The organism is Nocardioides pinisoli, assembly GCF_024199985.1.
In the GTDB taxonomy this organism is placed as follows: Bacteria; Actinomycetota; Actinomycetes; order Propionibacteriales; family Nocardioidaceae; genus Nocardioides; species Nocardioides pinisoli.
The window spans coordinates 14833-36094 of the sequence record NZ_JANARS010000010.1; the positions used below are offsets into that span (position 1 = coordinate 14833).

19 protein-coding genes are annotated in these 21262 nt (G+C 73.5%); 12 read left to right on the top strand and 7 right to left on the bottom strand.

Translation table 11 applies throughout. The features are described 5' to 3' along the window. Nucleotides 1-264: 264 nt before the first annotated feature. Together sucB and lpdA are read right to left on the bottom strand one after the other, a co-directional pair. The gene (sucB, locus tag NCI01_RS18970; protein WP_254183057.1) at nucleotides 265-2247 is read right to left on the bottom strand and encodes a 2-oxoglutarate dehydrogenase, E2 component, dihydrolipoamide succinyltransferase; all 1983 of its coding nucleotides are present in this window, start codon (nucleotides 2245-2247) and stop codon (nucleotides 265-267) included. 56 nt (nucleotides 2248-2303) lie between these two features. Further along, on the bottom strand, nucleotides 2304-3680 hold the full coding sequence (lpdA, locus tag NCI01_RS18975) for a dihydrolipoyl dehydrogenase (protein ID WP_254183058.1): 1377 nt from the start codon (nucleotides 3678-3680) through the stop codon (nucleotides 2304-2306). Between the two features lie 144 nt (nucleotides 3681-3824). On the opposite strand from lpdA, the gene NCI01_RS18980 reads away from it, so the two are divergent. Continuing rightward, on the top strand, nucleotides 3825-4184 hold the full coding sequence (locus tag NCI01_RS18980) for a hypothetical protein (protein WP_254183059.1): 360 nt from the start codon (nucleotides 3825-3827) through the stop codon (nucleotides 4182-4184). 38 nt (nucleotides 4185-4222) lie between these two features. On the opposite strand, the gene NCI01_RS18985 is transcribed toward NCI01_RS18980, so the two are convergent. Next, entirely contained in the window at nucleotides 4223-5749 is a 1527-nt protein-coding gene (locus NCI01_RS18985) for a leucyl aminopeptidase (RefSeq protein ID WP_254183060.1), read from the bottom strand. A 45-nt stretch (nucleotides 5750-5794) separates the two neighbouring features. On the opposite strand from NCI01_RS18985, the gene gcvT reads away from it, so the two are divergent. From gcvT to NCI01_RS19010, 5 genes are all read left to right on the top strand, one after another. Continuing rightward, nucleotides 5795-6904 carry a glycine cleavage system aminomethyltransferase GcvT gene (gene gcvT, locus NCI01_RS18990; protein ID WP_254183061.1) on the top strand — a complete coding sequence of 370 codons (1110 nt, stop codon included), beginning with the start codon at nucleotides 5795-5797 and terminating at the stop codon, nucleotides 6902-6904. A 1-nt stretch (nucleotide 6905) separates the two neighbouring features. Continuing rightward, the gene (locus NCI01_RS18995) at nucleotides 6906-7157 is read left to right on the top strand and encodes a hypothetical protein (RefSeq protein WP_254183062.1); all 252 of its coding nucleotides are present in this window, start codon (nucleotides 6906-6908) and stop codon (nucleotides 7155-7157) included. Nucleotides 7158-7226: 69 nt separating this feature from the next. Further along, a complete protein-coding gene (locus NCI01_RS19000; protein ID WP_254183063.1) occupies nucleotides 7227-8093 on the top strand; it encodes a hypothetical protein in 867 nt (288 codons plus the stop codon). A gap of 32 nt (nucleotides 8094-8125) precedes the next feature. Then, complete coding sequence (locus tag NCI01_RS19005) at nucleotides 8126-8905, top strand: class I SAM-dependent methyltransferase (RefSeq protein WP_254183064.1); 780 nt, start codon at nucleotides 8126-8128, stop codon at nucleotides 8903-8905. 29 nt (nucleotides 8906-8934) lie between these two features. Beyond that, nucleotides 8935-9729, top strand: coding sequence for a thymidylate synthase (locus NCI01_RS19010; protein ID WP_254183065.1), 795 nt, complete (start codon nucleotides 8935-8937; stop codon nucleotides 9727-9729). A gap of 15 nt (nucleotides 9730-9744) precedes the next feature. Here the strand turns inward: NCI01_RS19010 and NCI01_RS22435 are convergent, their stop codons facing one another. Then, nucleotides 9745-9879 carry a hypothetical protein gene (locus NCI01_RS22435; RefSeq protein ID WP_302182320.1) on the bottom strand — a complete coding sequence of 45 codons (135 nt, stop codon included), beginning with the start codon at nucleotides 9877-9879 and terminating at the stop codon, nucleotides 9745-9747. Nucleotides 9880-9975: 96 nt separating this feature from the next. Here NCI01_RS22435 and NCI01_RS19015 point away from each other — a divergent pair, with 96 nt between their 5' ends. The 3 genes from NCI01_RS19015 to NCI01_RS19025 all read left to right on the top strand — a co-directional run bounded on the left by NCI01_RS19015 (nucleotide 9976) and on the right by NCI01_RS19025 (nucleotide 11455). Continuing rightward, nucleotides 9976-10470 (top strand): dihydrofolate reductase, encoded by a 495-nt coding sequence (locus NCI01_RS19015; RefSeq protein WP_254183066.1) that lies wholly within the window; start codon nucleotides 9976-9978, stop codon nucleotides 10468-10470. Next, nucleotides 10467-10832, top strand: a complete 366-nt coding sequence (locus NCI01_RS19020) for a GntR family transcriptional regulator (RefSeq protein ID WP_254183067.1) — start codon at nucleotides 10467-10469, stop codon at nucleotides 10830-10832. Before NCI01_RS19015 ends, NCI01_RS19020 begins: the two co-directional genes overlap by 4 nt. Nucleotides 10833-11044: 212 nt before the next feature. After that, nucleotides 11045-11455, top strand: coding sequence for an NUDIX hydrolase (locus tag NCI01_RS19025; RefSeq protein WP_254183068.1), 411 nt, complete (start codon nucleotides 11045-11047; stop codon nucleotides 11453-11455). Between the two features lie 6 nt (nucleotides 11456-11461). Here NCI01_RS19025 and NCI01_RS19030 read toward each other — a convergent pair whose 3' ends face one another. Then, nucleotides 11462-12265, bottom strand: coding sequence for a nucleotidyltransferase domain-containing protein (locus NCI01_RS19030; protein ID WP_254183069.1), 804 nt, complete (start codon nucleotides 12263-12265; stop codon nucleotides 11462-11464). A 171-nt stretch (nucleotides 12266-12436) separates the two neighbouring features. On the opposite strand from NCI01_RS19030, the gene dapA reads away from it, so the two are divergent. The 3 genes from dapA to NCI01_RS19045 all read left to right on the top strand — a co-directional run bounded on the left by dapA (nucleotide 12437) and on the right by NCI01_RS19045 (nucleotide 16928). After that, a complete protein-coding gene (gene dapA, locus NCI01_RS19035) occupies nucleotides 12437-13357 on the top strand; it encodes a 4-hydroxy-tetrahydrodipicolinate synthase (RefSeq protein WP_254183070.1) in 921 nt (306 codons plus the stop codon). Nucleotides 13358-13386: 29 nt separating this feature from the next. Further along, on the top strand, nucleotides 13387-15072 hold the full coding sequence (locus tag NCI01_RS19040; RefSeq protein ID WP_254183071.1) for a ribonuclease J: 1686 nt from the start codon (nucleotides 13387-13389) through the stop codon (nucleotides 15070-15072). A 74-nt stretch (nucleotides 15073-15146) separates the two neighbouring features. Next, entirely contained in the window at nucleotides 15147-16928 is a 1782-nt protein-coding gene (locus NCI01_RS19045; RefSeq protein WP_254183072.1) for a GAF domain-containing sensor histidine kinase, read from the top strand. On the opposite strand, the gene cydD is transcribed toward NCI01_RS19045, so the two are convergent. Together cydD and cydB are read right to left on the bottom strand one after the other, a co-directional pair. After that, nucleotides 16888-20238 carry a thiol reductant ABC exporter subunit CydD gene (gene cydD, locus NCI01_RS19050; protein ID WP_254183073.1) on the bottom strand — a complete coding sequence of 1117 codons (3351 nt, stop codon included), beginning with the start codon at nucleotides 20236-20238 and terminating at the stop codon, nucleotides 16888-16890. The two genes, NCI01_RS19045 and cydD, sit on opposite strands and share 41 nt — an antisense overlap. Continuing rightward, the gene (gene cydB, locus NCI01_RS19055; protein ID WP_254183074.1) at nucleotides 20235-21257 is read right to left on the bottom strand and encodes a cytochrome d ubiquinol oxidase subunit II; all 1023 of its coding nucleotides are present in this window, start codon (nucleotides 21255-21257) and stop codon (nucleotides 20235-20237) included. The genes cydD and cydB overlap by 4 nt, the downstream gene beginning before the upstream one ends. Between the last annotated feature and the right edge of the window lie 5 nt (nucleotides 21258-21262).

A 21262-nucleotide genomic window follows, 5' to 3' on the forward strand; every position in this document is an offset into this window, starting at 1 on the left:
TACGACACGCGGGCCGGCGGTGGCGGAGGGGGGCTGCAGGTGCTGGGAATGCCCCTCACGCACCGCTCGACGCGGCTACGGCAGTCGAGACGCACGCGGGCATACGACGACGCCCCGCCCGCGGTGTGCGGACGGGGCGTCGTGGAGCCGCGCCCAGGTCTCGGTACGACCGGTGCACCTCGCTCGCAGGCTCACGGGGTGCCGGTCACTCGACATCATCGCGCGACGTCGCCGCCACTCGCTGGCTCGTGGCGGCGACTGCGATCAGACCTCGAACTGACCTGCCTCGAGGCGCTTCTTGACCTCCTGGAGGAAGCGGCCCGCGTCGGCGCCGTCGACCAGGCGGTGGTCGTAGGTCAGGGAGAGGTGGACCATGTGGCGCACCGCGATCGTCTCGCCCAGGTTGGGGTCGTCGATCACGACGGGACGCTTCACCACGGCACCGGGGCCGAGGATGGCGACCTGCGGCTTGTTGATGATCGGGGTGTCGAAGAGCGCCCCGAAGCTGCCGAGGTTGGTGATGGTGAAGGTGCCACCGGACAGCTCGTCCGGGGTGATCTTGTTGGTGCGGGTGCGCTCGGCGACGTCGGCGATCTTCTTCGCCAGCCCGGCGATCGAGAGGTCGCCCGCCTCCTTCACGACCGGCGTCAGCAGGCCCTTCTCGGTGTCGACCGCGAACGCGATGTTCTCGCGGTCGAAGTAGGTCACCTCGCCCTTGTCGGTGTCGATCGCCGCGTTGAGCTTGGGGTGCAGCTTGAGCGCGTCGATCGCCGCCTTCGCGAAGAACGGCAGGTAGGTGAGCTTCACGCCCTCGCGGGCCAGGAAGTCGGCCTTCGACGCCTCCCGCAGGCGGGCGATCGACGTGACGTCGACCTCCATGACCTGCGTCAGCTGGGCGGACTCGCGCAGCGACTCGACCATGCGCGTGGCGATGACCTTGCGCAGGCGCGAGAGCGGCTCGGTGGTGCCCCGCAGCGGCGACGGCGACGCCGACGACGGAGCGGCAGCGGCCGGGGGAGCGCCCGCAGCCGCGGGTGCGGCGGCCGGCGCGGCCGCGGGAGCGGCTGCGGCCTGCTGGGCGGCGGCAGCGGCGTCGAGGACGTCCTGCTTGCGGATGCGACCGCCGACGCCGGTGCCCTGGACGGAGCCGAGGTCGACCCCGTGCTGGTCGGCCATCTTGCGCACGAGCGGAGTGACGTACGCCGACTGGTCGCGGCCACCCTCCGAGGATCCGGCGGTCGGGGCCTTCGCGGCGGCGTCGGTGCGCTGCGGCTCGGGCTCGCCCTGCGGGGCGGGCGCGTAGGGCGCCTCGCCCTTGGCCTCGGGCTCGACCTGCTGCGGCTGCTCGGACGTCTGGGACTCGGCGGCAGGGGAGTCCTGCTTCTCCGACTCGGGCGTCTCGTCGCCCTCGGGCAGCTCGCCCTTCTCCTCGACGACCTGCTGCTCCTGCTCGGCCTTCTTCTCGGCGTTGGCCTCGTCCTTGGGCTGCGCCTCGGCGGACTGGGGCTCCGAGGTGCCGCCGGAGCCGGCGTCGCCGGACCCGATGATCGCGAGCTCGGCGCCGACCTCGACGGTCTCGTCCTCCTCGGCCTTGATCTCCAGCAGCGTGCCGGCCACGGGCGAGGGGATCTCGGTGTCGACCTTGTCGGTGGAGACCTCGAGCAGCGGCTCGTCGACGGCGACCTCGTCGCCGACCTGCTTCAGCCAGCGGGTGACGGTGCCCTCGGTGACGGACTCACCCAGCGCGGGCAGCGTCACCGGCGTGCCGCCGCCACCGCCGCCACCGCCGGAGGAGCCGCCGGAGTCGCCGGAGGCGGCCTGCTCGGCGGCGGGCTCGGACTGGGCCGGGGCGTCGTCCTTCTCGGACTCGGGAGTCTCGTCGCCGGCGGGGAGCTCGCCCGTCTCCTCGGCGACCTGCTCCTCCTGCTCGGCCTTCTTCTCCGACTCGCCCTCGTCCTTCGGCTGCGCCTCCGGCTCGGCCGACCCGGACGCGTCACCGGCGGACTCGCCCTCCTCGCCCACGACGGCCAGGACCGCGCCGACCTCGACGGTGTCGTCCTCGTTGGCCTTGATCTCCAGCAGCGTGCCCGCGACCGGGGACGGGATCTCGGTGTCGACCTTGTCGGTGGAGACCTCCAGCAGCGGCTCGTCGACGGCGACCGTGTCACCGACCTGCTTCAGCCAGCGGGTGACGGTGCCCTCGGTGACGGACTCGCCGAGTGCGGGGAGGGTGACTTCGGAGGCCATGTGGTTCCTTCGCTCGCGTGTGGTTGGGGAATTCTCGGGTGCTTCGAGGAGGTGCTTCAGGAGTGCGCGTGGAGCGGCTTGCCGGCCAGCGCGAGGTGCGCCTCGCCGAGGGCCTCGTTCTGGGTGGGGTGGGCGTGCACGAGCGGCGCGACGTCGTCGGCGTGCGCCTCCCAGTTGTAGATGAGCTGGGCCTCGCCGATGAGCTCACCGACGCGATCGCCCACCATGTGGACGCCGAGCACCGGTCCGTCCTGGAGGCCGACGAGCTTGACGAAGCCCTGGGTCTGCAGGATCTGGCTCTTGCCGTTGCCGCCGAGGTCGTAGGTCAGCGTGGTCACCGCGTCGCCGTGCAGCTCGCGGGCGCGGGCCTCGTCGAGGCCGACCGACGCGATCTCCGGGTGGGAGTAGGTCACGCGCGGGATGCCGGACTCGTCGATCGGGCGCGGGTCGAGCCCGGCGATCTCCTCCGCGACGAAGATGCCCTGCTGGAAGCCGCGGTGGGCGAGCTGGAGGCCGGGGACGATGTCGCCGACGGCGTAGACGCCGTCGACGTTGGTGCGGCACCGCTCGTCGGCGAGCACGAAGCCGCGGTCCATCTCGATGCCCTGCTCGGCGTAGCCGAGACCGTCGGTGGCCGGCCCGCGCCCGACGGCGACGAGGAGGATCTCGGCCTCGATGACGTCGCCGCCCTCGACGGTGACGGCGACGCCGGTGTCGGTCGTCTTGACGCTCTGGAACGGCGTGCCGGTGCGGAAGGCGATCTTGCGCTTGCGGAAGGCGCGCTCGAGCGCCTTGGAGCAGGCCTCGTCCTCGGCGGCGACCAGGCGCGGCAGGGCCTCGACGATGGTGACGTCGGAGCCGAAGGACTTCCAGACGCTGGCGAACTCGCAGCCGATGACGCCGCCGCCCAGCACGATGGCCGAGGCGGGGACCCGGTCGAGGCGCAGCGCGTGCTCGGAGGTGAGGACCTTGACGCCGTCGACCTCGAGACCGGGCAGCGACCTGCTGTAGGAGCCGGACGCCAGCACGACGGCCTTGCCGGTGTGGACGGTGCCGTCGACGGTCACCTCGCGGGGACCGGTCAGCGTGCCGGTGCCCTGGATGACCGTGATGCCGCGCGACTTGATCAGGCCGGTGAGTCCCTTGAACAGCCGGTCGACGACCTTGTCCTTGTAGGCGTTGACGCCGGTCATGTCGATGCCGTCGAGGGTGGCGGTGACGCCGAACTGTGCGGCCTCGCGGGCAGAGTCGGCGACCTCGGCGGCGTGGAGGAGGGCCTTGGTGGGGATGCAGCCCACGTGGAGGCAGGTGCCCCCGAGGTTGCCCTTCTCGACCAGGCCGACGCTCAGGCCCAGCTGGGCCGCTCGCAGGGCACAGGCGTACCCGCCCGAACCAGCCCCGAGGATGAGGACGTCGAACTCTCCGTCCGCCACTGATTCCCTCCACACGCTCGACTCGCACCGACCACCTCGGGCGCGACCATCTTTGCACTCTTCGCGACGCTGTCCACACCGGGTCGGGTGGGTCGAACGGGCGATCGGCGAGCGCGATGCGGAAGGTCCCGGCAGAATGTGCGCATGGGCTTGTTCGACCGATTCCGCCGCAAGGGGCGCAGCAGTGCTCCTGCGCGGGACGCCATCCGCACCGGCTCCACGCGCGTCCGCGCGTCCGACGGTGAGGACGTGCGCCACCTCGAGGCGTTCGTCAGCACCCGCCAGGGGGTCGAGGGCTTCGTCGAGCCCCGCACGGCCGTCAGCGACGTGACGCTGCTGCTCGTCGCCCACGACGGCGAGTGGACGCGACGCCGGGTGCCGAGCGTGAAGTGGGCCCACGACTTCGCCAACCGCCACCGTGTGCCGTCCTACGACGCCGCGGTCGTGGGCGTGCCCCAGCGGATGCGCGACTACAACCGGCGGAAGAAGGCCGAGGGCATCTAGCCCGCCGGTCGTCCTCGACGCTCGCGTCCGGCCTCCGGTCAGTCCGCGGAGCGGCCCTCGGCCAGCGAGCGCGCGATCTCGACGAGCGTGGTGACTCCGAAGCCGGTGGCCCCGGCCGGGACGTGGCCGTAGGGACCGCCGGTGTTGATCTCCTTGCCGGCGATGTCGAGGTGCGCCCACGGCAGCCCGCCGGTGAACTCGCGCAGGAACGCCGAGGCGTAGAGGCCGCCGCCCCAGCGGACCCAGTCGTGCTGGAGCAGGTCGGCGACCTTGGAGGAGGTGATGCGCTCCTTCATCTCCTCCGGGATCGGCATCGGCCAGTGCTGCTCGCCGGCGGCCGCTCCCGCCGCCAGCACGACCTGCACCTCGTCGTCGGTGCCCATCACGGCACCGACCTTGTCGCCCAGCGCGAGCTGCATGTGGCCGGTCAGGGTGGCGATGTCGACGACGAGGTCGGGCTCCTCGAGCACCGCCAGCGAGAGTGCGTCACCCAGCAGCATCCGGCCCTCGGCGTCGGTGTTGGCGATCTCGACGGTGGAGCCGTTGTGCATCGTGATGACGTCGCCCGGGCGGGTGGCGGTCCCGGACACCATGTTCTCGGCCATGGGGGCGAACGCGGTCACCTTGACGGGCAGGCCGAGCCGCGCGACGGCGAGGGTGGCGGCGATGACGCTGGCCGCGCCGGCCATGTCGCCCTTCATGTTGACCATGCTGGACGACGGCTTGATGGTGAGGCCGCCGGAGTCGAAGGTGACGCCCTTGCCCACGAGGGCGAGGTGGGCGACCGCGTCCCGCGGCGCCCAGGTCAGCTTGACCAGGCGCGACGGCGCCTCGGAGGAGTCGCCGACGCTGAGGATGCCGCCGCAGCCCATGTCCGCGAGCTGCTCGTGGTCGAACACCTCGAGCGCGACCTTGGGCGCCCCGCGGCCCTTGGTGACCTCCTTGTGCGCGGCGGTCACCAGGTCGGCCAGCAGCGGGGGAGTGCAGTCGCGGGGCGGGGTGTTGACCCAGTCGCGGGTGAGGGTGACGGCGTCGGCGAGCACCTCCGCGCGCTCCAGCGCGGCGAGGGCCTCGGCGCGTCGCGCGATGGCGGTGAGCACGACGACGTCGTTGGGCTCGGTGGACTCGGACTTCGCCGACTTGTAGGCGGTGAAGGTGTAGCCGCCGAGACGGTGTCCCTCGACCACGGCGGCGACGAGCTCGGGCGTCTCGCTCGGCAGGGCGAGGGCGACCGACGCGGCGTTGGGGACGTTGCGGGCCGCGACCCCCGCGGCACGTCGTACGGCGATGGGGTCGGTCGGGTCCTCGCCCAGGCCGACGAACACCAGCAGCGGCGCGTTGACCTCGTCACGGGTGGGCGTCCGGACGGCCTCACCGGCCTTGCCGGTCACACCCATCGTGGAGAGGAAGGGACGCAGCCGGCGACCGTAGGCCGCGCTCACGTCCGCCGCGGCGTCGCACAGCCGTGGCCCCTTCGGGCCGGCGACCACCCCCACGACGACGGCGTCGGCTCGGGTCTTGGCAGGGCTGGCGCTGCGGAGAGCGTAGGTGGTCACCCGCGGCATGCTAGGCGAGACCTGACGCGCTGGTCGCTGCGGTAGGTTCGCGCCATGGCCGCATCGCTCAAGCAGTCGCCCCTCCACGACCGTCACGAAGCCCTCGGTGCCAAGTTCGCCGAGTTCGGCGGCTGGTCGATGCCGCTGGAGTACCCGACCGGTGTCGTGAAGGAGCACACGGCCGTCCGTGAGTCGGTCGGCATCTTCGACGTGAGCCACCTGGGCAAGGTGATGGTGTCCGGGCCGGGGGCCGCGGACTTCGTCAACGCCACGCTGTCCAACGACCTCGCCAAGATCGAGCCCGGCAAGGCGCAGTACACCCTCTGCCTCGACGAGTCCGGCGGCATCGTCGACGACCTCATCGCCTACTGGCACGACCTCGAGCACGTGCTGCTGATCCCCAACGCGGCCAACACCGCCGAGGTGGTGGCCCGGCTCGCCGCGGCTGCGCCCGACGGGGTGAAGGTCCGCAGCCACCACGACGACTACGCCGTGCTGGCCGTGCAGGGCACTCGCTCCGACGAGGTCCTCGCGAAGGTCGGGCTGCCCGCCGGGCACGACTACATGTCCTTCGTCGAGGCGGAGCTCGACGACACCGGCGTCGGCGTCGTCGTGTGCCGCACCGGCTACACGGGCGAGCGCGGCTACGAGCTGGTCGTCGCCAACTCGGTCGCCGGTCGGCTCTGGGACGACCTGATGGCCGCCGGCGAGGAGTGGGGCATCACCGCGTGCGGCCTCGGCGCCCGCGACACGCTGCGCACCGAGATGGGCTACCCGCTGCACGGGCAGGACATCGGCCTCGACACCAACCCCGTGGAGGCGGGGCTGTCGTGGGCGGTCGGGTGGAAGAAGAACGTCTTCTGGGGCCGCGACGCGGTGCTGAAGGTGAAGGAGGACGGCCCCAAGCGACGGCTGCGCGGGCTCGTCGCCGTCGGGCGCGGCATCCCGCGCCCCGGCATGGGCGTCACCCTCACCCACGACGTGCCGCTGGCCGACATCACCTCGGGCACGTTCTCCCCGACGCTGAAGAAGGGCATCGGCCTCGCGCTCATCCCGACGATGGTGGCCGAGGACGCGCAGGTCGGTGTCGACGTCCGCGGCCGGCGCGAGATCTTCCAGCTGGTCAAGCCACCCTTCGTCGACCCGTCGGTGAAGGAGTCCTGACGTGCTGCCCGGTCAGCCGCCCACGTTCCGCCAGCCCTCCGCCGCCGACAGGCCGTGGTGGTGGCGCCTGGAGGACGCGTCCGGCGAGGCCGTCGAGGTGGCCGGCCACTCCGACCAGCGCTTCGCCAACCAGGGCGACGCGGAGTCGTGGGTGGGTGAGATCTGGGCCGAGCTGGCCGAGCAGGGCGTCGCTGCGGTGACGCTGTTCGAGCACGACCGGCAGGTCTACGGCCCGATGTCGTTGAGCGCCTGACCCCATCCGCCCCGGCCACCGGGTCCGAAGGCCTCACGAGCCTGGAGACGGAGAGGGGGTGGGACGGCGATGACGGAGCGGTCGGACTTCGCGGCGTACGTCGACGCGCGGTGGCCCGACCTCGTCGGAGGGCTCGAGGACGAGGGCGTCGCGGGCGATCGCGCGCGGCTGGCCGTCGCCGAGGCCCTGCTGGGCGCCCGACGGTCGTGGGAGCGCCGGGTGCGCGAGGAGCAGGTCGACGTGACGCTCTGGGCGGAGGTGCGCGAACGGGCGGGCCTGGCTGCGCGGCCGGGTGAGCCCGTGCCCCACGCCGTACGCCCCCGCGACCCGCGCGACGGCCCGGAGGAGTGGCTCGAGCGGGCGGGTCGCACGCGCGCGGCGCGGCGGCGTCGGGGCGCACAGCGCGCCCTGGTCGGTCTCGCGGTCCTGGCCGTGCTCGCGGCGGGGTGGTCGTGGTGGGCGGGACGCCCCGACCCGCCGGCGGTGCGCGAGGAGGCGAACCCGCTGCCCGTCCACTGGTACGCCGAGGACGAGCTGCACCTGCAGGACGTGGTGGTCGAGCTCCCCGGCCTCGAGGCCTTCGTCGCCGACTTCACCGACGACACCGCCGTGGTCGCGCGGCTGCGGTCCGGCGAGGTGGTGCGGGTGGACGCCGAGGGCGAGCTCCAGCCGGTCGACGAGGCACCCCCCGCCCTCGACACGGTCCCGATCCCGCCTCCCGTGCGGGGGATCGGCCCCTACGACGCGCTGGTCGAGAGCGTCCCCCTCGCGGGCGGCGGCTGGGCCCACCTGGTCGACTCCGCCCGCCGGGCCGGCGCCGAGGACGACCTGCGGCAGTCGGAGACCGGCCGTCGCGCCGTCGTGGTGTGCCCGACCGAGTGGACGTGCGAGGAGCCGGTCACCGTCGTCGCCGACGGGACGGTCCGGTTGCGCTGAGGCGTGGACGCCGGCGGCTAGGGTCGCGCCTCGTGGCTGAGGCACTCTGGACAGGCGTGGCGCAGACCTACGCGCGCAGCTTCGCCGGGCTGTGCGCCGGCGCCGTCCCGGCGATGCTGGCCGACCTGCCGCCCGGCGGACGGCTGCTCGACGTGGGGTGCGGAACCGGCGCTCTGGTGCGGGCCGCCCGCGACGCGGGGCACGACACCCTCGGCGTCGAGCCCGACCCCGAGATGGCCGCGCTGGCCTCAGCGACGCTCGGGGCCGAGGTGGTCGTCGCCGGCCTGCCGGACCTGCCGCTGGCCGACGACGGCTTCGAGACCGTGACGGCGAGCTTCGTGCTCAACCACGTCGACGACCCCCGCGCCGGGGCCCGCGAGCTGGCGCGGGTCGCCGCTCCCGGCGGCACCGTCCGCGCGACGATCTGGGGAGCGACGCCGCCGCCCCAGGCGGTGATGTGGAGCGGGCTGCTCGACGCCGCCGGCGCGACGCGGACCCCGCCGCCCCGGCTGCCGGCCGAGCGCGACTTCGAGCGCTCGCCCCACGGCCTGGCAGGCATCCTCGGAGAGGCCGGGCTCGCCGTCACCCACGCCGGCACGCACGCCTGGCGGTGGCGCGTCGCCCCCGACGACCTGTGGGCCGGGCTCACCTCGATCGGCAGCTTCGGCGTGCTCTGGCGCGACCAGGCCGACGACGTCCGCGACCGGCTGCGAGCGGCGTACGACGCCCTCGACGCGCCGTGGCGCGACGGCCCGGACCTCGTCTTCGACGTCGAGTGCGTCGTGGCCGAGGCGCGCGTGCCGCGGTCGTAGCGGGTCGTCGAGGTCGTAGAGTCGTTCCCGTGCGCGCCTACCTCGACCTGCTCCAGCGGATCCTCGACGAAGGTGTGGAGAAGACCGACCGCACCGGCACCGGCACGCTGAGCGTCTTCGGCCACCAGATGCGGTTCGACCTGTCCGAGGGGTTCCCGCTCGTGACCACCAAGAAGGTGCACACGCGGTCGGTGTTCGGCGAGCTGCTGTGGTTCCTGCGCGGCGACACCAACGTGAAGTGGCTGCAGGACCACGGCATCACCATCTGGGACGAGTGGGCCGACGACAACGGCGACCTCGGCCCGGTCTACGGCTACCAGTGGCGCTCCTGGCCCACCCCCGACGGTCGGCACGTCGACCAGATCGCCCGCCTCGTCGAAGGCATCCGCACCAACCCGGACTCGCGTCGCCACATCGTCTCGGCGTGGAACGTCGCCGACGTCGACGACATGGCGCTCCCGCCCTGTCACACCATGTTCCAGTTCTACGTCGCCGAGGGCCGGCTCTCCTGCCAGCTTTACCAGCGCTCGGCCGACACCTTCCTCGGCGTCCCGTTCAACATCGCGTCCTACGCGCTGCTGACCCACATGGTCGCCCAGGTGACCGGCCTCGAGGTGGGCGACTTCGTGCACACGATGGGCGACGCCCACCTCTACCTCAACCACGTCGAGCAGGCGAGGCTCCAGCTGTCGAGGGAGCCGCGTCCGCTTCCGCGGCTCGTGCTCGACCCGTCGGTCACGGAGATCGACGGCTTCGACCTCGAGCACATCTCGGTCGAGGGCTACGACCCCCACCCGGGCATCAAGGCGCCCATCGCGGTCTAGCTGCTGTGCAGCCGGCTAGTGACGCTCGAGTGCCTGGCTGACCGCCTTCGCGACGTCGGCCACCAGCCGCGTGTGCCACCGCTCGTGGGCGGTGAGGTCGGCCACGACGGCGTGGCAGTCGGGGCAGGTCGTGCTGTCGGTGGTGCTCATCGGAGCCTCCAGGGGTCGGTTCTGTGCCGTCCACCGTGACACGGCCCGGACGCGTGGAACAGGGCCGATCGGCAGCCCGTCAGTAGGGTCGGTCCCGTGCTCCGTCCCGACCAGCGCGTGGTCCTCGTCGCCGCGCACGCCCGCAACCGCGTCATCGGCAACGGCCCCGACATCCCGTGGCGCCTCCCCGGCGAGCAGGCCCAGTTCAAGGAGCTCACCTGGGGACACACGCTGCTGATGGGGCGCGCCACGTTCGAGTCGATCGGCCGCCCCCTGCCGGGGCGCACGACGATCGTGCTGACCCGCCACGCCGACTGGACCCACGAGGGCGTGCTGGTCGCCCACACGGTCGAGGAGGCGCTCGACCTCGCCCGCTCCCAGCCAGGCGACCTGATGGTCGCCGGCGGCGGCGAGGTCTACGCCGCGCTGCTGCCCCACGCCACCCACCAGGTGCTGACCGAGGTCGACCTCGAGCCCGAGGGCGACGTGCACTACCCGCAGTTCCCCGCCGACGAGTGGGTGGAGACCCGGCGCGAGGCCTTCGACGGCTACGAGCGGGTGTGGCTGGAGCGGATGGACCCCGCCGCATGACGGGCCCCGCGCTGGGACTGGGCGTCGACGCGTCCTCCGGTGTCCCGCCCTTCGAGCAGGTGCGTGAGGCGATCCGTGGGCAGGTCGACTCCGGCCGGCTCGCCCCGGGCTTCCGGCTCCCGCCCGTGCGGGCCCTCGCCGAGTCGCTCGGCATCGCGCCCAACACCGTCGCCCGCGCCTACAAGGAGCTCGAGGCGCTCGGGGTCGTCGAGACCCGCGGCCGCGCCGGCACCTTCGTCGGCGGGTCGGGCGTCGAGCGGTCGCTGCGCGAGGCCGCGTCGTCGTACGTCGCCTCGGTGCGCGCCCTCGGCGTGAGCGACGCCGAGGCCCTCGAGGCCGTACGCCGCGCGCTGGGGTCGTAGCCGCCGGCCGGGAATGAACCCGGCCCCCTCGCCGTTGGACCGGACAGCTGGCTCCGCATCATGCCCCCGGGCCTCACCACTTGCCGCTACGAGCGGCCACACGCCGAGAGGCGGCTGACGGACCAGCGAGCAGCACCACGCAGCCACCCGCCGGGTAAGCCCCGGTCAGGGTGGCTGCGTGCTGTCCGGGGCGCACCTGCGATGCTCGGCCCATGGACGTCGACCGGGACCGGCACATCGTCGTCGCCGCCGTCGCCCTCGTGCGGGACGGGCACGTGCTGACCGTCCGCAAGCAGGGGACCGAGCGCTTCATGCTGGTCGGCGGCAAGCTCGAGCCCGGCGAGTCGGCGCAGGCCGCGGCCCTGCGGGAGACCCGTGAAGAGGTCGGCCTGGAGATCGAGTCGGCGACCCTGCTGGGGGAGTTCCTCTCTGAGGCCGCCAACGAGCCCGGCCACTCGCTGCACTCGACGGTGTTCTGGGTGGAGTCGGACGCCGAACCGGTCGCGTCGGCCGAGATCGCGGAGGTCAGGTGGACCCCGCTGCACGACCACCCCGACGACCTCGCGCCCATGCTGGAGCACCACGTGCTGCCCGTCATCCGGGCGACCGCGGGCGGGGCCTGAGCCCGGTCAGCCGGCGCGCTGCTCGAACAACGGCAGCTCGTCGCCCCAGCCCTCGACCATGTCGGTGGTGCGGGTGTGCCCGCGCGCGGCGTCGTAGGACGCACAGGCCTCGCGCACCCGGGCGTACGTCTCCCGGACCGCGCCGACGTCGCCCGCGAGCGTGCGCTGCACCAGGTCGAGCACGACGTCGGACGGCCATCCGTCGACGGGGTGCGTGCGCAGCTCCCAGGGGAGGTACTTGTTGTAGGGGCGGACCCGGCCGGCCATCGCGAAGACGACGTCGAGCAGCCACGGCACCGACTCGGCCGCGTCGAGGCGGGTCTCGAGCGGCCGGCCGTCGCGGTCGTTCTTCAGGGCGCGGTAGGCGAAGTTGAGCCAGCCGTCGAGCCGGTCGTGGTCGACCAGCACGGCGTCGGCCTCCTCCGGGGTGAGCGTCGCCTGGCGGCGCACGGCGTCGGCGAGCGCGCCGCCCGTGCGGTCGAGCAGCACCGGCGCCCAGGCATAGGACCAGCGGAACCACCAGTCCTCGGTGCCGAAGGGCGCGCGGGTCTGCAGCTCGGTCCAGGAGTCGACCGCCTCGTCGACGTCGGGGGAGTGCGAGGTCGAGCGGCCTGCCGCAGCCTCGTCGGTCAGCACCACGATCACGTCGACGTCGGAGTGGACGGTGGCGTGGTCGCGCGCCGCCGACCCGCTCAGCACGATCCCGAGCAGGTCCTCGCCGTGCGCCGCGGCGTTGCGCTCGGCGAGCGACCGGAGCGTCGCCTGCTGCGCGGGCGGGAGCCAGCCGGGGAGCACGAGGTCGGTCGTCACCGGCCGCTCGGCTCGGTCACCGCCGCGAGGGCCACGTGGCCCTCGCGCACGTCGTGGATGCACTGCGCCAGGTCCCCGTCGTACGCCATGGCGGGAGCGTAGGGGACACCTCCGACAGGCGTCGGGCTCGCCGCTGACGGCCATCGCGCGCGGGAGCGATAACCTTCGACCATGAGCGAGCGGAGCGAACCGAGCAAGCACGTCAGCACCGACGTCCCGTTCGGCCGCCTCCTCACCGCGATGGCCACCGCGTTCCACGAGGACGGCGGCGTCGACCTCGACGGCACGGCGCGGATCGCCGCGCACCTCGTCGACCACGGCAACGACGGTGTCGTCGTCAGCGGCACGACGGGGGAGAGCCCCACGACCTCCGTCGCGGAGGACGGCGAGATCCTGCGGGCGGTCCAGGACGCGGTCGGTGACCGCGCGACGGTCATCGCCGGAGTCGGGACCAACGCGACCGCCCACTCGGTCGAGCTGGCCCGCCAGGCCGAGAAGATCGGCGTCGACGGGGTGCTCCTCGTCAGCCCTTACTACAACAAGCCCGGCCAGGTCGGCCTGCGCCACCACTTCGCGTCCGTCGCCGAGGCCACCGACCTGCCGGTCATGCTCTACGACGTCCCGGGGCGCACGGCCAGCCTCATCGAGCTCGAGACCTACGAGGCGATGCGGCGCTACGACCACGTCACGTCGGTCAAGGACGCCACCGGCCTGCTGCCGCGCGCGGCCCAGCTCGTCGAGATGGGCTTCGACGTCTACTCCGGCGACGACGTCGCCACCCTGGGCTACCTCGCCTACGGCGGCGTGGGCCTGGTCTCGGTCGTCGGCCACGCGGCGGGCGACCAGCTGGCGTCGATGATCGACGCCTGGTTCCGCGGCGACCACGCGGAGGCCCTGCGCATCCACACGGCCCTCGTCCCGGCCTTCGAGGCCGTGATGGGCGTCCCCAACTACGGAGCCACCACCGCCAAGGCAGCCCTCGAGCTGCTCGGCGTGCTCGACAACCGCCGCGTCCGCGGCCCGCTCGTCGCGCTCGACGACCACGAGGTCGCAGCGCTCCGCACAGGCCTGGCTGTCGCCGGTCTCGTCTGATCTCCTGACCCCCCGAACCGAGGAATACCTTGAGCCATCCCCACCCCGACCTGAGCGCGCCCGCCCCCCTCCCCGCCGGAGGCCTCCGGGTCATCCCGCTCGGCGGGCTGGGCGAGGTGGGTCGCAACATGACCGCGTTCGAGTACGACGGCCGCCTGCTGCTCGTCGACTGCGGCGTGCTGTTCCCCGAGGACCACCACCCCGGCGTGGACCTGATCCTCCCCGACTTCGAGCCCATCCGCGACCGGCTCGATGCCGTCGAGGCGCTCGTGCTGACCCACGGCCACGAGGACCACATCGGCGCGACGCCCTACCTGCTGCGCGAGCGCGGCGACATCCCGCTCGTCGGCTCCAAGCTCACCCTGGCCCTGCTCGGCTCCAAGCTGCGCGAGCACCGGCTCAAGGAGACCGTCCACTACGAGGTCGCCGAGGGCCAGACGATCACCTTCGGCCCCTTCGTGCTGGAGTTCGTCGCGGTCAACCACTCGATCCCCGACGCGCTCGCGGTCGTGATCCGCACCGGCGCCGGCGTGGTCCTGCACACCGGCGACTTCAAGATGGACCAGCTGCCGCTCGACGGCCGCATCACCGACCTCAACGAGTTCGCCCGCCTCGGCGACGAGGGCGTCGACCTCTTCCTCACCGACTCCACCAACGCCGAGGTGCCGGGCTTCACGACGTCGGAGAAGGACATCTCCCCGGTCCTCGAGGGCGTCTTCGCCAAGAGCGACCAGCGCATCATCGTCGCCTGCTTCGCCTCCCACGTGCACCGCGTCCAGCAGGTGCTCGACGCGGCCGTGGCCCACGGCCGCAAGGTCGCCTACGTCGGTCGCTCGATGGTGCGCAACATGGCCATCGCCCAGGAGCTCGGCTACCTCACCGTGCCGCCCGGCGTCATGGTCGAGGCCAAGGAGCTCGCCGACCTGCCGCCGCACAAGCAGGTGCTCATCTCGACGGGGTCGCAGGGCGAGCCGATGTCGGCGCTGAGCCGCATCGCCCAGCGCAGCCACAACTTCGTGCACCTGGAGGAGGGCGACACCGTCGTCCTCGCCAGCTCGCTGATCCCCGGCAACGAGAACGCCGTCTACCGGGTGATCAACGGCCTCGCCCGCCTGGGCGCCAACGTCGTGCACAAGGGCAACGCGCTCGTCCACGTCTCCGGCCACGCCAGCGCCGGCGAGCTGCTCTACTGCTACAACATCGTCAAGCCGCGCAACGTGATGCCGGTGCACGGCGAGGTCCGCCACATGCGGGCCAACGCCGACCTGGCCCGCGCCACCGGCGTGAAGAACGTCGTCCTGGCCGAGGACGGCGTCGTCGTCGACCTGGTCGACGGCGTCGCCAAGGTGACCGGCAAGGTCGAGGTCGGCTACGTGTTCGTCGACGGCACCACGATCGGCGACGTGTCCGAGGCCTCGATGAAGGACCGGCGGATCCTCGGCGAGGAGGGCTTCCTCTCGGTGATCGTGGTCGTCGACTCGGTGACCGGCAAGGTGGTCTCCGGGCCGGAGATCCACGCCCGTGGCTTCGCCGAGGACGAGTCCACCTTCGCCGACATCCGGCAGCCGATCATCGACGCGATCGACGCCGCCGTCGCCGAGGGCACCAACGACAGCTACCAGCTCCAGCAGACCGTCCGTCGCGTGGTCGGCCGCTGGGTCAACCGCGCCCACCGTCGCCGCCCGATGATCATTCCTGTGGTGATCGAGGCCTGACGGCCCTAGCATCGACGCGGGACGGGCGCGACCCGCAGCAGCGGGGCCGGCGGGCCTGGGTTGGGGAGGTGGACATGCCGCGCAGCCAGGGCGCGCTGAGCCGGCTTGCCGAGCTGATGCGGCGCGTCAACTCCTCGACGGACACCGAGGTCATCCTCGAGGAGATCGCGCACGGCGTCGTCGACGTGCTGGGCTACGGGGTCGCGGCGATCGCCCGGCTCGAGGGCGACACGCTCGTGATGACGCACGTCGCCGGCCCGCCCGACGTCGTCGCGCAGATCCTCCACCGCCGCACCCCGGCCGAGCAGATCCTCGACGAGTTCCGCGAGGCCGACAAGTGGGGCATCCTCCGCTTCGTGCCGGCCGGGCGGATGTCCGCCGCGCGGCTGCAGGCGGCGTGGATCCCGGAGTTCCAGCCCACCGGCGACCCGGACGCGTGGCACCCCGAGCACGCGCTCTACGCGCCGCTCTACTCCGCGGGCGGTGAGCTCCTCGGCAACATGGCGGTCGACCTGCCGGCCGACGGCCGGGTCCCCGACGAGGCCGACCGCGAGCTGCTCGAGATGTTCGCCGTGCAGGCGGGTGTCGCCCTGTCCAACGCCCGCGAGCGCGAGCGGCTCACCGACCGCGTGCGCCTCGACCGCATGCTCACCACGGTCGCCGGGGCCGCGACCGCGCAGAACCTCACCCAGGCGCTCGGCGCGGCCGTGGTCGCCGTCGCCGAGTCGCTCGGCACGGTGCAGACCGTCGTACGCACCTTCCCCAGCGACGCGCAGGGCAGCCAGCTCGGCGTCGGCACGCCCTACGCCTTCACGCCCGAGCACGAGATCCCCGAGATCCGCGAGGACCTCACCCGGCTCGAGGACCTCCCGGTGCTCATCGAGCTCGGCGTCGACGACCCGTCGTCACCGCTGCTGCCCCGCAGCGCCGCGCGCATGCAGGAGCTGATGCGGGGCATGCGGGTGGACCGCGCGCTCGTGTGCCCGCTCGTGTCGCAGGACGACCTGGTCGGCTACCTCGTGCTCGGCTTCGCCCGGCACGCCCGCCCCGTGACGGCCAACGAGGCCGACGCGGTGCTCGAGGTTGGTCGCCTGCTCGCCCAGACCGTCCGCGCCTCGCGGGTGCTGGAGACCGAGCAGCGCCTCGTCCAGGAGCTGCGCGAGCTCGCGCGCTACCGCAGCGAGCTCATCGCGACCATCTCCCACGAGCTCAAGACGCCGCTCACCGCGATCCTCGGCCACGCCGAGCTCATCGCCGACCGGCACCCCGACCTCGCCTCGATCGACGCGATCATCCGCAACGCCGGCCGGCTCAACAACCTCGTCGCCAACCTGCTGCACTACTCGCGCATCCAGGGCCGGCGCGAGACCGTGCGCCGGGCCGTCGACCTCGCCGAGCTGTGCGAGGCCAGCGTCGACCTGCTCAGCATCCGCGCCAAGCAGGCGGGGGTCCGCCTCCACTTCGACCGACCGGGGGCCGGTCCGGTCGTCGTGTTCGGCGACCCCGAGGAGCTGGCCCGGGTGATCGACAACATGGTCGACAACGCCGTCAAGTACACCCCCGAGGACGGGTCGGTGTCGGTGGCGATGACGATCGGTGGCGACGAGGTGAGCGTGCACGTGACCGACACCGGCCTCGGCATCTCCTCGACCGACCAGCAGAACGTGTTCTCCGCCTTCCACCGCTCCACCAACCCCAACGCGCTGTCCGTGCCCGGCACGGGCCTCGGGCTGCCGATCGCGCAGCGGATCGCGGAGTCGCACGGCGGGACGCTGTCGGTGGCCTCCGAGCTGGGTCAGGGGAGCACCTTCACGTTCACGCTCCCGCTGCGCTCGCCGCGAGAGCAGGCCGACTGACCGAGGCGGTCCCCGCCTCCAGGTGCACCACCCGGTCCATCGCGTCGAGCCCGACCGTGCCGTGGGTGATCCACAGGATCGAGCGCCCGGCGCGTCCGGCCGAGCCGAGCATCTCCCGAGCGACCGCCCGGGCGGTGGGGCCGTCGAGGTGGGCGGTCGGCTCGTCGAGCACGAGCACCGGCGGGTCCGCGAGCAGCGAGCGCGCCAGGGCCAGGCGCGCACGCTCGCCGCCGGACACCTCGCGCCACCCGGCACCGACGTGGGTGTGGATGCCTGCCGGCAGGGCCTCGACCCAGGCTCCGAGGCGGGCACGCCGGAGTGCTGCGAGGACCTCGTCGTCGTCGGCGTCGGGCCGGGCGAGCCGGACGTTCTCCGCGACCGTCGAGGCGAAGACGTGGGGGTCGTCGTCGACGAGACCGACCCGGCGACGTACGTCGTCGAGCGCGAGGCGGCGCAGGTCCGTCCCGCCCAGCCGCACCTCGCCGCGGACCGGGTCGATGAAGCGCACCAGGCTGGCGGCAAGGGTGGACTTCCCGGAGCCGGAGGGTCCGGTGATCCCGAGGTGCTCACCCGGCCGCAGGACGAGGTGGTCGAGCGCGACCACCGCCTGGTCGGTCCACCCGATCTCGGCCTCGCGCACCACGACGTCGTGGCCGGCCGGGAGCGGCTCGGGCGCGGCCGGGTCGGTGACCGCCGGGGGAGTGGCGGCGAGCAGGTCCAGTCGCTCGCGGGCCGCCCGGGCCCGCACCGAGAGGGCGCCCGCGTCGGCGAGCCCCCCGACGGCGTCGGCGAGGGCGAGGGGCACGAGCAGCAGCAGGGCCAGCCGCGCCGGTGTGGTGGCCGAGGGGTCGACGAGCGCGGCGACGGCGACCACGCCCAGACCGGTCACGGCGCTCGTCAAGGCGGCGCCCGCCGCGACGGCTCGGGAGGAGCGTCGTACGCCCCGGGCGAGCTCGTCGGACTCCGCACGGACCGCGGCGAGGGCGCGGTCCGCGGCCCCCCACTGCTCGAGCTCGCGCAGGCCGTCGGCCAGCTCCTCGACCCGGGTGCCGAGCAGCGCCCGGTGCGCCACGACCAGCGGCTCGGCGGCAGCGGTGCCGCGACGGGCCAGCGCGAACGCGAGCCCGCCGGTGGCGGTGACCACCGCCACCACGGCCCCCGCCGCGGGGGCGACCAACGCGGTGATCACGGCGGCACCGGCGCCGACCAGGACCGCGGTGACGACCGGCTGGCGGACCCGGAGCCGGTCGTCGAGCAGCGCGTCGACGTCGTCGACGACCCCGGTGAGCAGGTCGCCGCGGCGCGGGCCGAGCCGGCCCGGCACCAGCGGCACGAGGTCGGCGAACACCTGCGCCCGCCGCTCGGCGAGCTCGCGCAGCACGACGTCGTGGCTGAGCACCCGCTCGGCGTGCCGCAGCACCGGGCGCGCGAGACCGAAGAGGCGGACCCCGACGATGGCGACCATGAGGTAGAGCACCGGCGGCTGCTCGCTCGCCCGCGTGATCAGCCAGCCCGCCGTGGCGGTGAGGGCGACCCCGGAGGCGGTGGACAGCGCGCCGAGCGCGGTGGCGGTGCGCATGCCCCACCGGGGCCGGTCCTCGTCGTCGACCGCGGCGACCGTCCGCGGCACCGGCGCAGCATCGTGGCGTACGACGTCGGGCACGGCCGCCGCCCCGGTGCCGGCGTCAGCCACCGTCGCGGGAACCGGGACCAGCTCGACCACCCGGTCGGCAGCCGCGAGCACCGCGGGACGGTGCGCCACGACGACGACCAGGCTGCGCCGGGCCAGCAGCGCCAGGGTGTCGAGCAGCACCTGCTCGGTCTCCTCGTCGAGGTGGGCGCTCGGCTCGTCGAGGAGCACGACCGGACGCCGGGCGAGCACCACCCGGGCCAGGGCGACGCGCGCCCGCTGGCCGGCGGACAGTCCGGCGCCGTCCTCCCCGAGCGCGGTGTCCAGGCCCCGGGGCAGGGCACGTACGACGTCCGCGAGGCCGACGCTGCGCAGCGCGTCCCACACCTCGTCGTCGCCGGCCGAGGGGCGGCCGAGCCGGACGTTGGCGGCGATCGTGTCGGCGAGCAGCCACGGCCGCTGCGGCGCCCAGCCGACCAGGCTGCGCCACCAGCCCGGGTCCAGGTCGTCGAGCGGGGTGCCGCCCACGAGGACCTCGCCGGCCAGCGGACGCAGCTCGCCGCGGAGCGTGGCGAGCAGGGTGGACTTGCCGCACCCGGACGGACCGGCGACCGCGACGAGCCCGCGGTCGGGCAGCTCGAGGTCGAGCGGCCGGGTCAGGGCGGCGCCGGGCGCGTGGCCGACCTCCAGCCCCCGCAGCACCGGCGTGGTGGAGGTGGGCAGCGCGGTGCCGGTCGCACCGGTCCCCGCCCGCGCCAGCAGCTCGTCGGCGTCGGCGAGCGCGGCGGTGCCCTCGGCCGCCGCGTGGAACTCGGCGCCCACGCGGCGCAGCGGCCAGTAGGCCTCCGGGGCGAGCAGCAGGACGGTGAGCGCCACCTCGAAGCCGACGCTGCCCGAGGCGAGCCGCAGGCCGACGGTGACCGCGACGAGCGCGACCGAGAGCGTGGCGACCAGCTCCAGCACCGACGAGGACGCGAAGGCGACCTTGAGGGTGTCGACCGTGGCGCGTCGGTAGCGGTGGGTCACCGAGCGGATGGTCGCGACCTGGGCCTCGGCGCGCCGGTGGGCGACGAGGGTCGGCAACCCGCGCACGACGTCGAGGAAGTGGCCCGAGAGGGCCTCGAGGGCGCGCCACTGCGTGCGGGCGCGGTCGCGGGTGGTGAGCCCGACGAGGACGGCGAACACCGGCACCAGTGGCAGCGTCAGCGCGACCACGAGACCCGAGAGCGGGTCGAGCCAGGCGATCGCGACCAGCGTGACGAGGGGCAGGACGGCGGCGGGGACCAGCGCGGGGAGGTAGCGGGTGACGTAGGGCTCGACGCCGGCCACGCCTCGGGTGGTCAGCACGACGAGGCGGGCGGGCGACACCTCGTCGCTTCGACGCGCGGCGTCGAGGAGCCGCTGGCGCAGCGCCCCGGAGACCTCGCCCGCCGCACGGGCGGCCGCGCGCTGGCCGACGTACGTCGCCGCGGTGCGCAGCAGCACCAGGCCCGCGAACGCCCACGCGGCGCCCTGCCACCCGCCCGCGGGAGGGGTGACCGCGGCGACCACGAGCGCGCCCAGGGCGAACGCCTGCGCCACCGTCGCCAGTCCGCCGACGACCCCGCTCACCACCACCAGCGACAGCGCGCCGCGGGCGGGGCGGAGGTGGGGGAGCACCGCCGGGTCGAGCGGCCTCACGACGTCGGGGTCCCGGCCAGGTCGGCGGTCGGGATGTGGTGCACCGCGATCCGCCTGCGGAACACCCAGTAGGTCCAGGCCTGGTAGCCGAGCACGATCGGCGTGAACACGACCGCGACCCACGTCATCACCTTCAGCGTGTACGCCGTCGCCGCGGCGTTGGTCGTGGTGAGCGAGTAGGCGGGATCGGTCGTCGAGGGCATCACGTCGGGGAACAGCGCCACGAACAGGCCGATGACGGCGAGGGCGATGGTGACGAAGGTGCCGACGAAGGCCCAGCCCTCGCGGCCGCGCGTCGCCGCGAGCAGCCCGCCGACCAGGGACAGGGCAGCGAGCACGAAGGCGAGCGCCGAGACGGCGGTGCCGGTCTTCATCTGGGTCCAGGCCAGGAAGACCACGGCCAGCAGCGCGGCGACGGCACCGATGCGCACGGCGAGGTCGCGGGCGCGGTGGCGGATGTCGCCGTCGGTCTTGAGCGCGACGAACATCGCGCCGTGCGTGGCGAACAGGGTCAGCGTGACGAGCCCGCCGAGGAGGCCGAAGGGGTTGAGCAGGGTGAAGAGCGTGCCGGTGAACTCCTTGTCGGCGTCGATCGGCACGCCGGCGACGATGTTGGCGAAGGCGACGCCCCACAGCAGCGCCGGCACGAACGAGCCCCAGATGATCGCGAGGTCCCACCGTCCCTTCCAGGTGTCCTCCCCGCGCTTGTGTCGGTACTCGAAGGCGAGCCCGCGCACGATGAGGGCGACGAGGATCAGCAGGAGCGGGAGGTAGAACCCGCTGAACAAGGTGGCGTACCACTCGGGGAAGGCGGCGAACGTGGCACCGCCCGCGACCAGCACCCAGACCTCGTTGCCGTCCCACACGGGGCCGATGGTGTTGATCATGACGCGTCGCTCGGTCTCGTCGCGGGCGAGCACCGGCAGCAGCATCCCGACGCCGAAGTCGAAGCCCTCCAGGCAGAAGTAGCCGACCCACAGCACGGCGATCAGGGCGAACCAGACGGTGGTCAGTTCCATGGTGT

Coding starts and splice junctions, on each gene's coding strand:
- sucB (WP_254183057.1), bottom strand. CDS start 2,247: ATGGCCTCCGAAGTCACCCTCCCCGCACTCGGCGAGTCCGTCACCGAG.
- NCI01_RS18980 (WP_254183059.1), top strand. CDS start 3,825: ATGGGCTTGTTCGACCGATTCCGCCGCAAGGGGCGCAGCAGTGCTCCT.
- NCI01_RS18985 (WP_254183060.1), bottom strand. CDS start 5,749: ATGCCGCGGGTGACCACCTACGCTCTCCGCAGCGCCAGCCCTGCCAAG.
- gcvT (WP_254183061.1), top strand. CDS start 5,795: ATGGCCGCATCGCTCAAGCAGTCGCCCCTCCACGACCGTCACGAAGCC.
- NCI01_RS19000 (WP_254183063.1), top strand. CDS start 7,227: ATGACGGAGCGGTCGGACTTCGCGGCGTACGTCGACGCGCGGTGGCCC.
- NCI01_RS22435 (WP_302182320.1), bottom strand. CDS start 9,879: ATGAGCACCACCGACAGCACGACCTGCCCCGACTGCCACGCCGTCGTG.
- NCI01_RS19020 (WP_254183067.1), top strand. CDS start 10,467: ATGACGGGCCCCGCGCTGGGACTGGGCGTCGACGCGTCCTCCGGTGTC.
- NCI01_RS19025 (WP_254183068.1), top strand. CDS start 11,045: ATGGACGTCGACCGGGACCGGCACATCGTCGTCGCCGCCGTCGCCCTC.
- dapA (WP_254183070.1), top strand. CDS start 12,437: ATGAGCGAGCGGAGCGAACCGAGCAAGCACGTCAGCACCGACGTCCCG.
- NCI01_RS19045 (WP_254183072.1), top strand. CDS start 15,147: ATGCCGCGCAGCCAGGGCGCGCTGAGCCGGCTTGCCGAGCTGATGCGG.
- cydB (WP_254183074.1), bottom strand. CDS start 21,257: ATGGAACTGACCACCGTCTGGTTCGCCCTGATCGCCGTGCTGTGGGTC.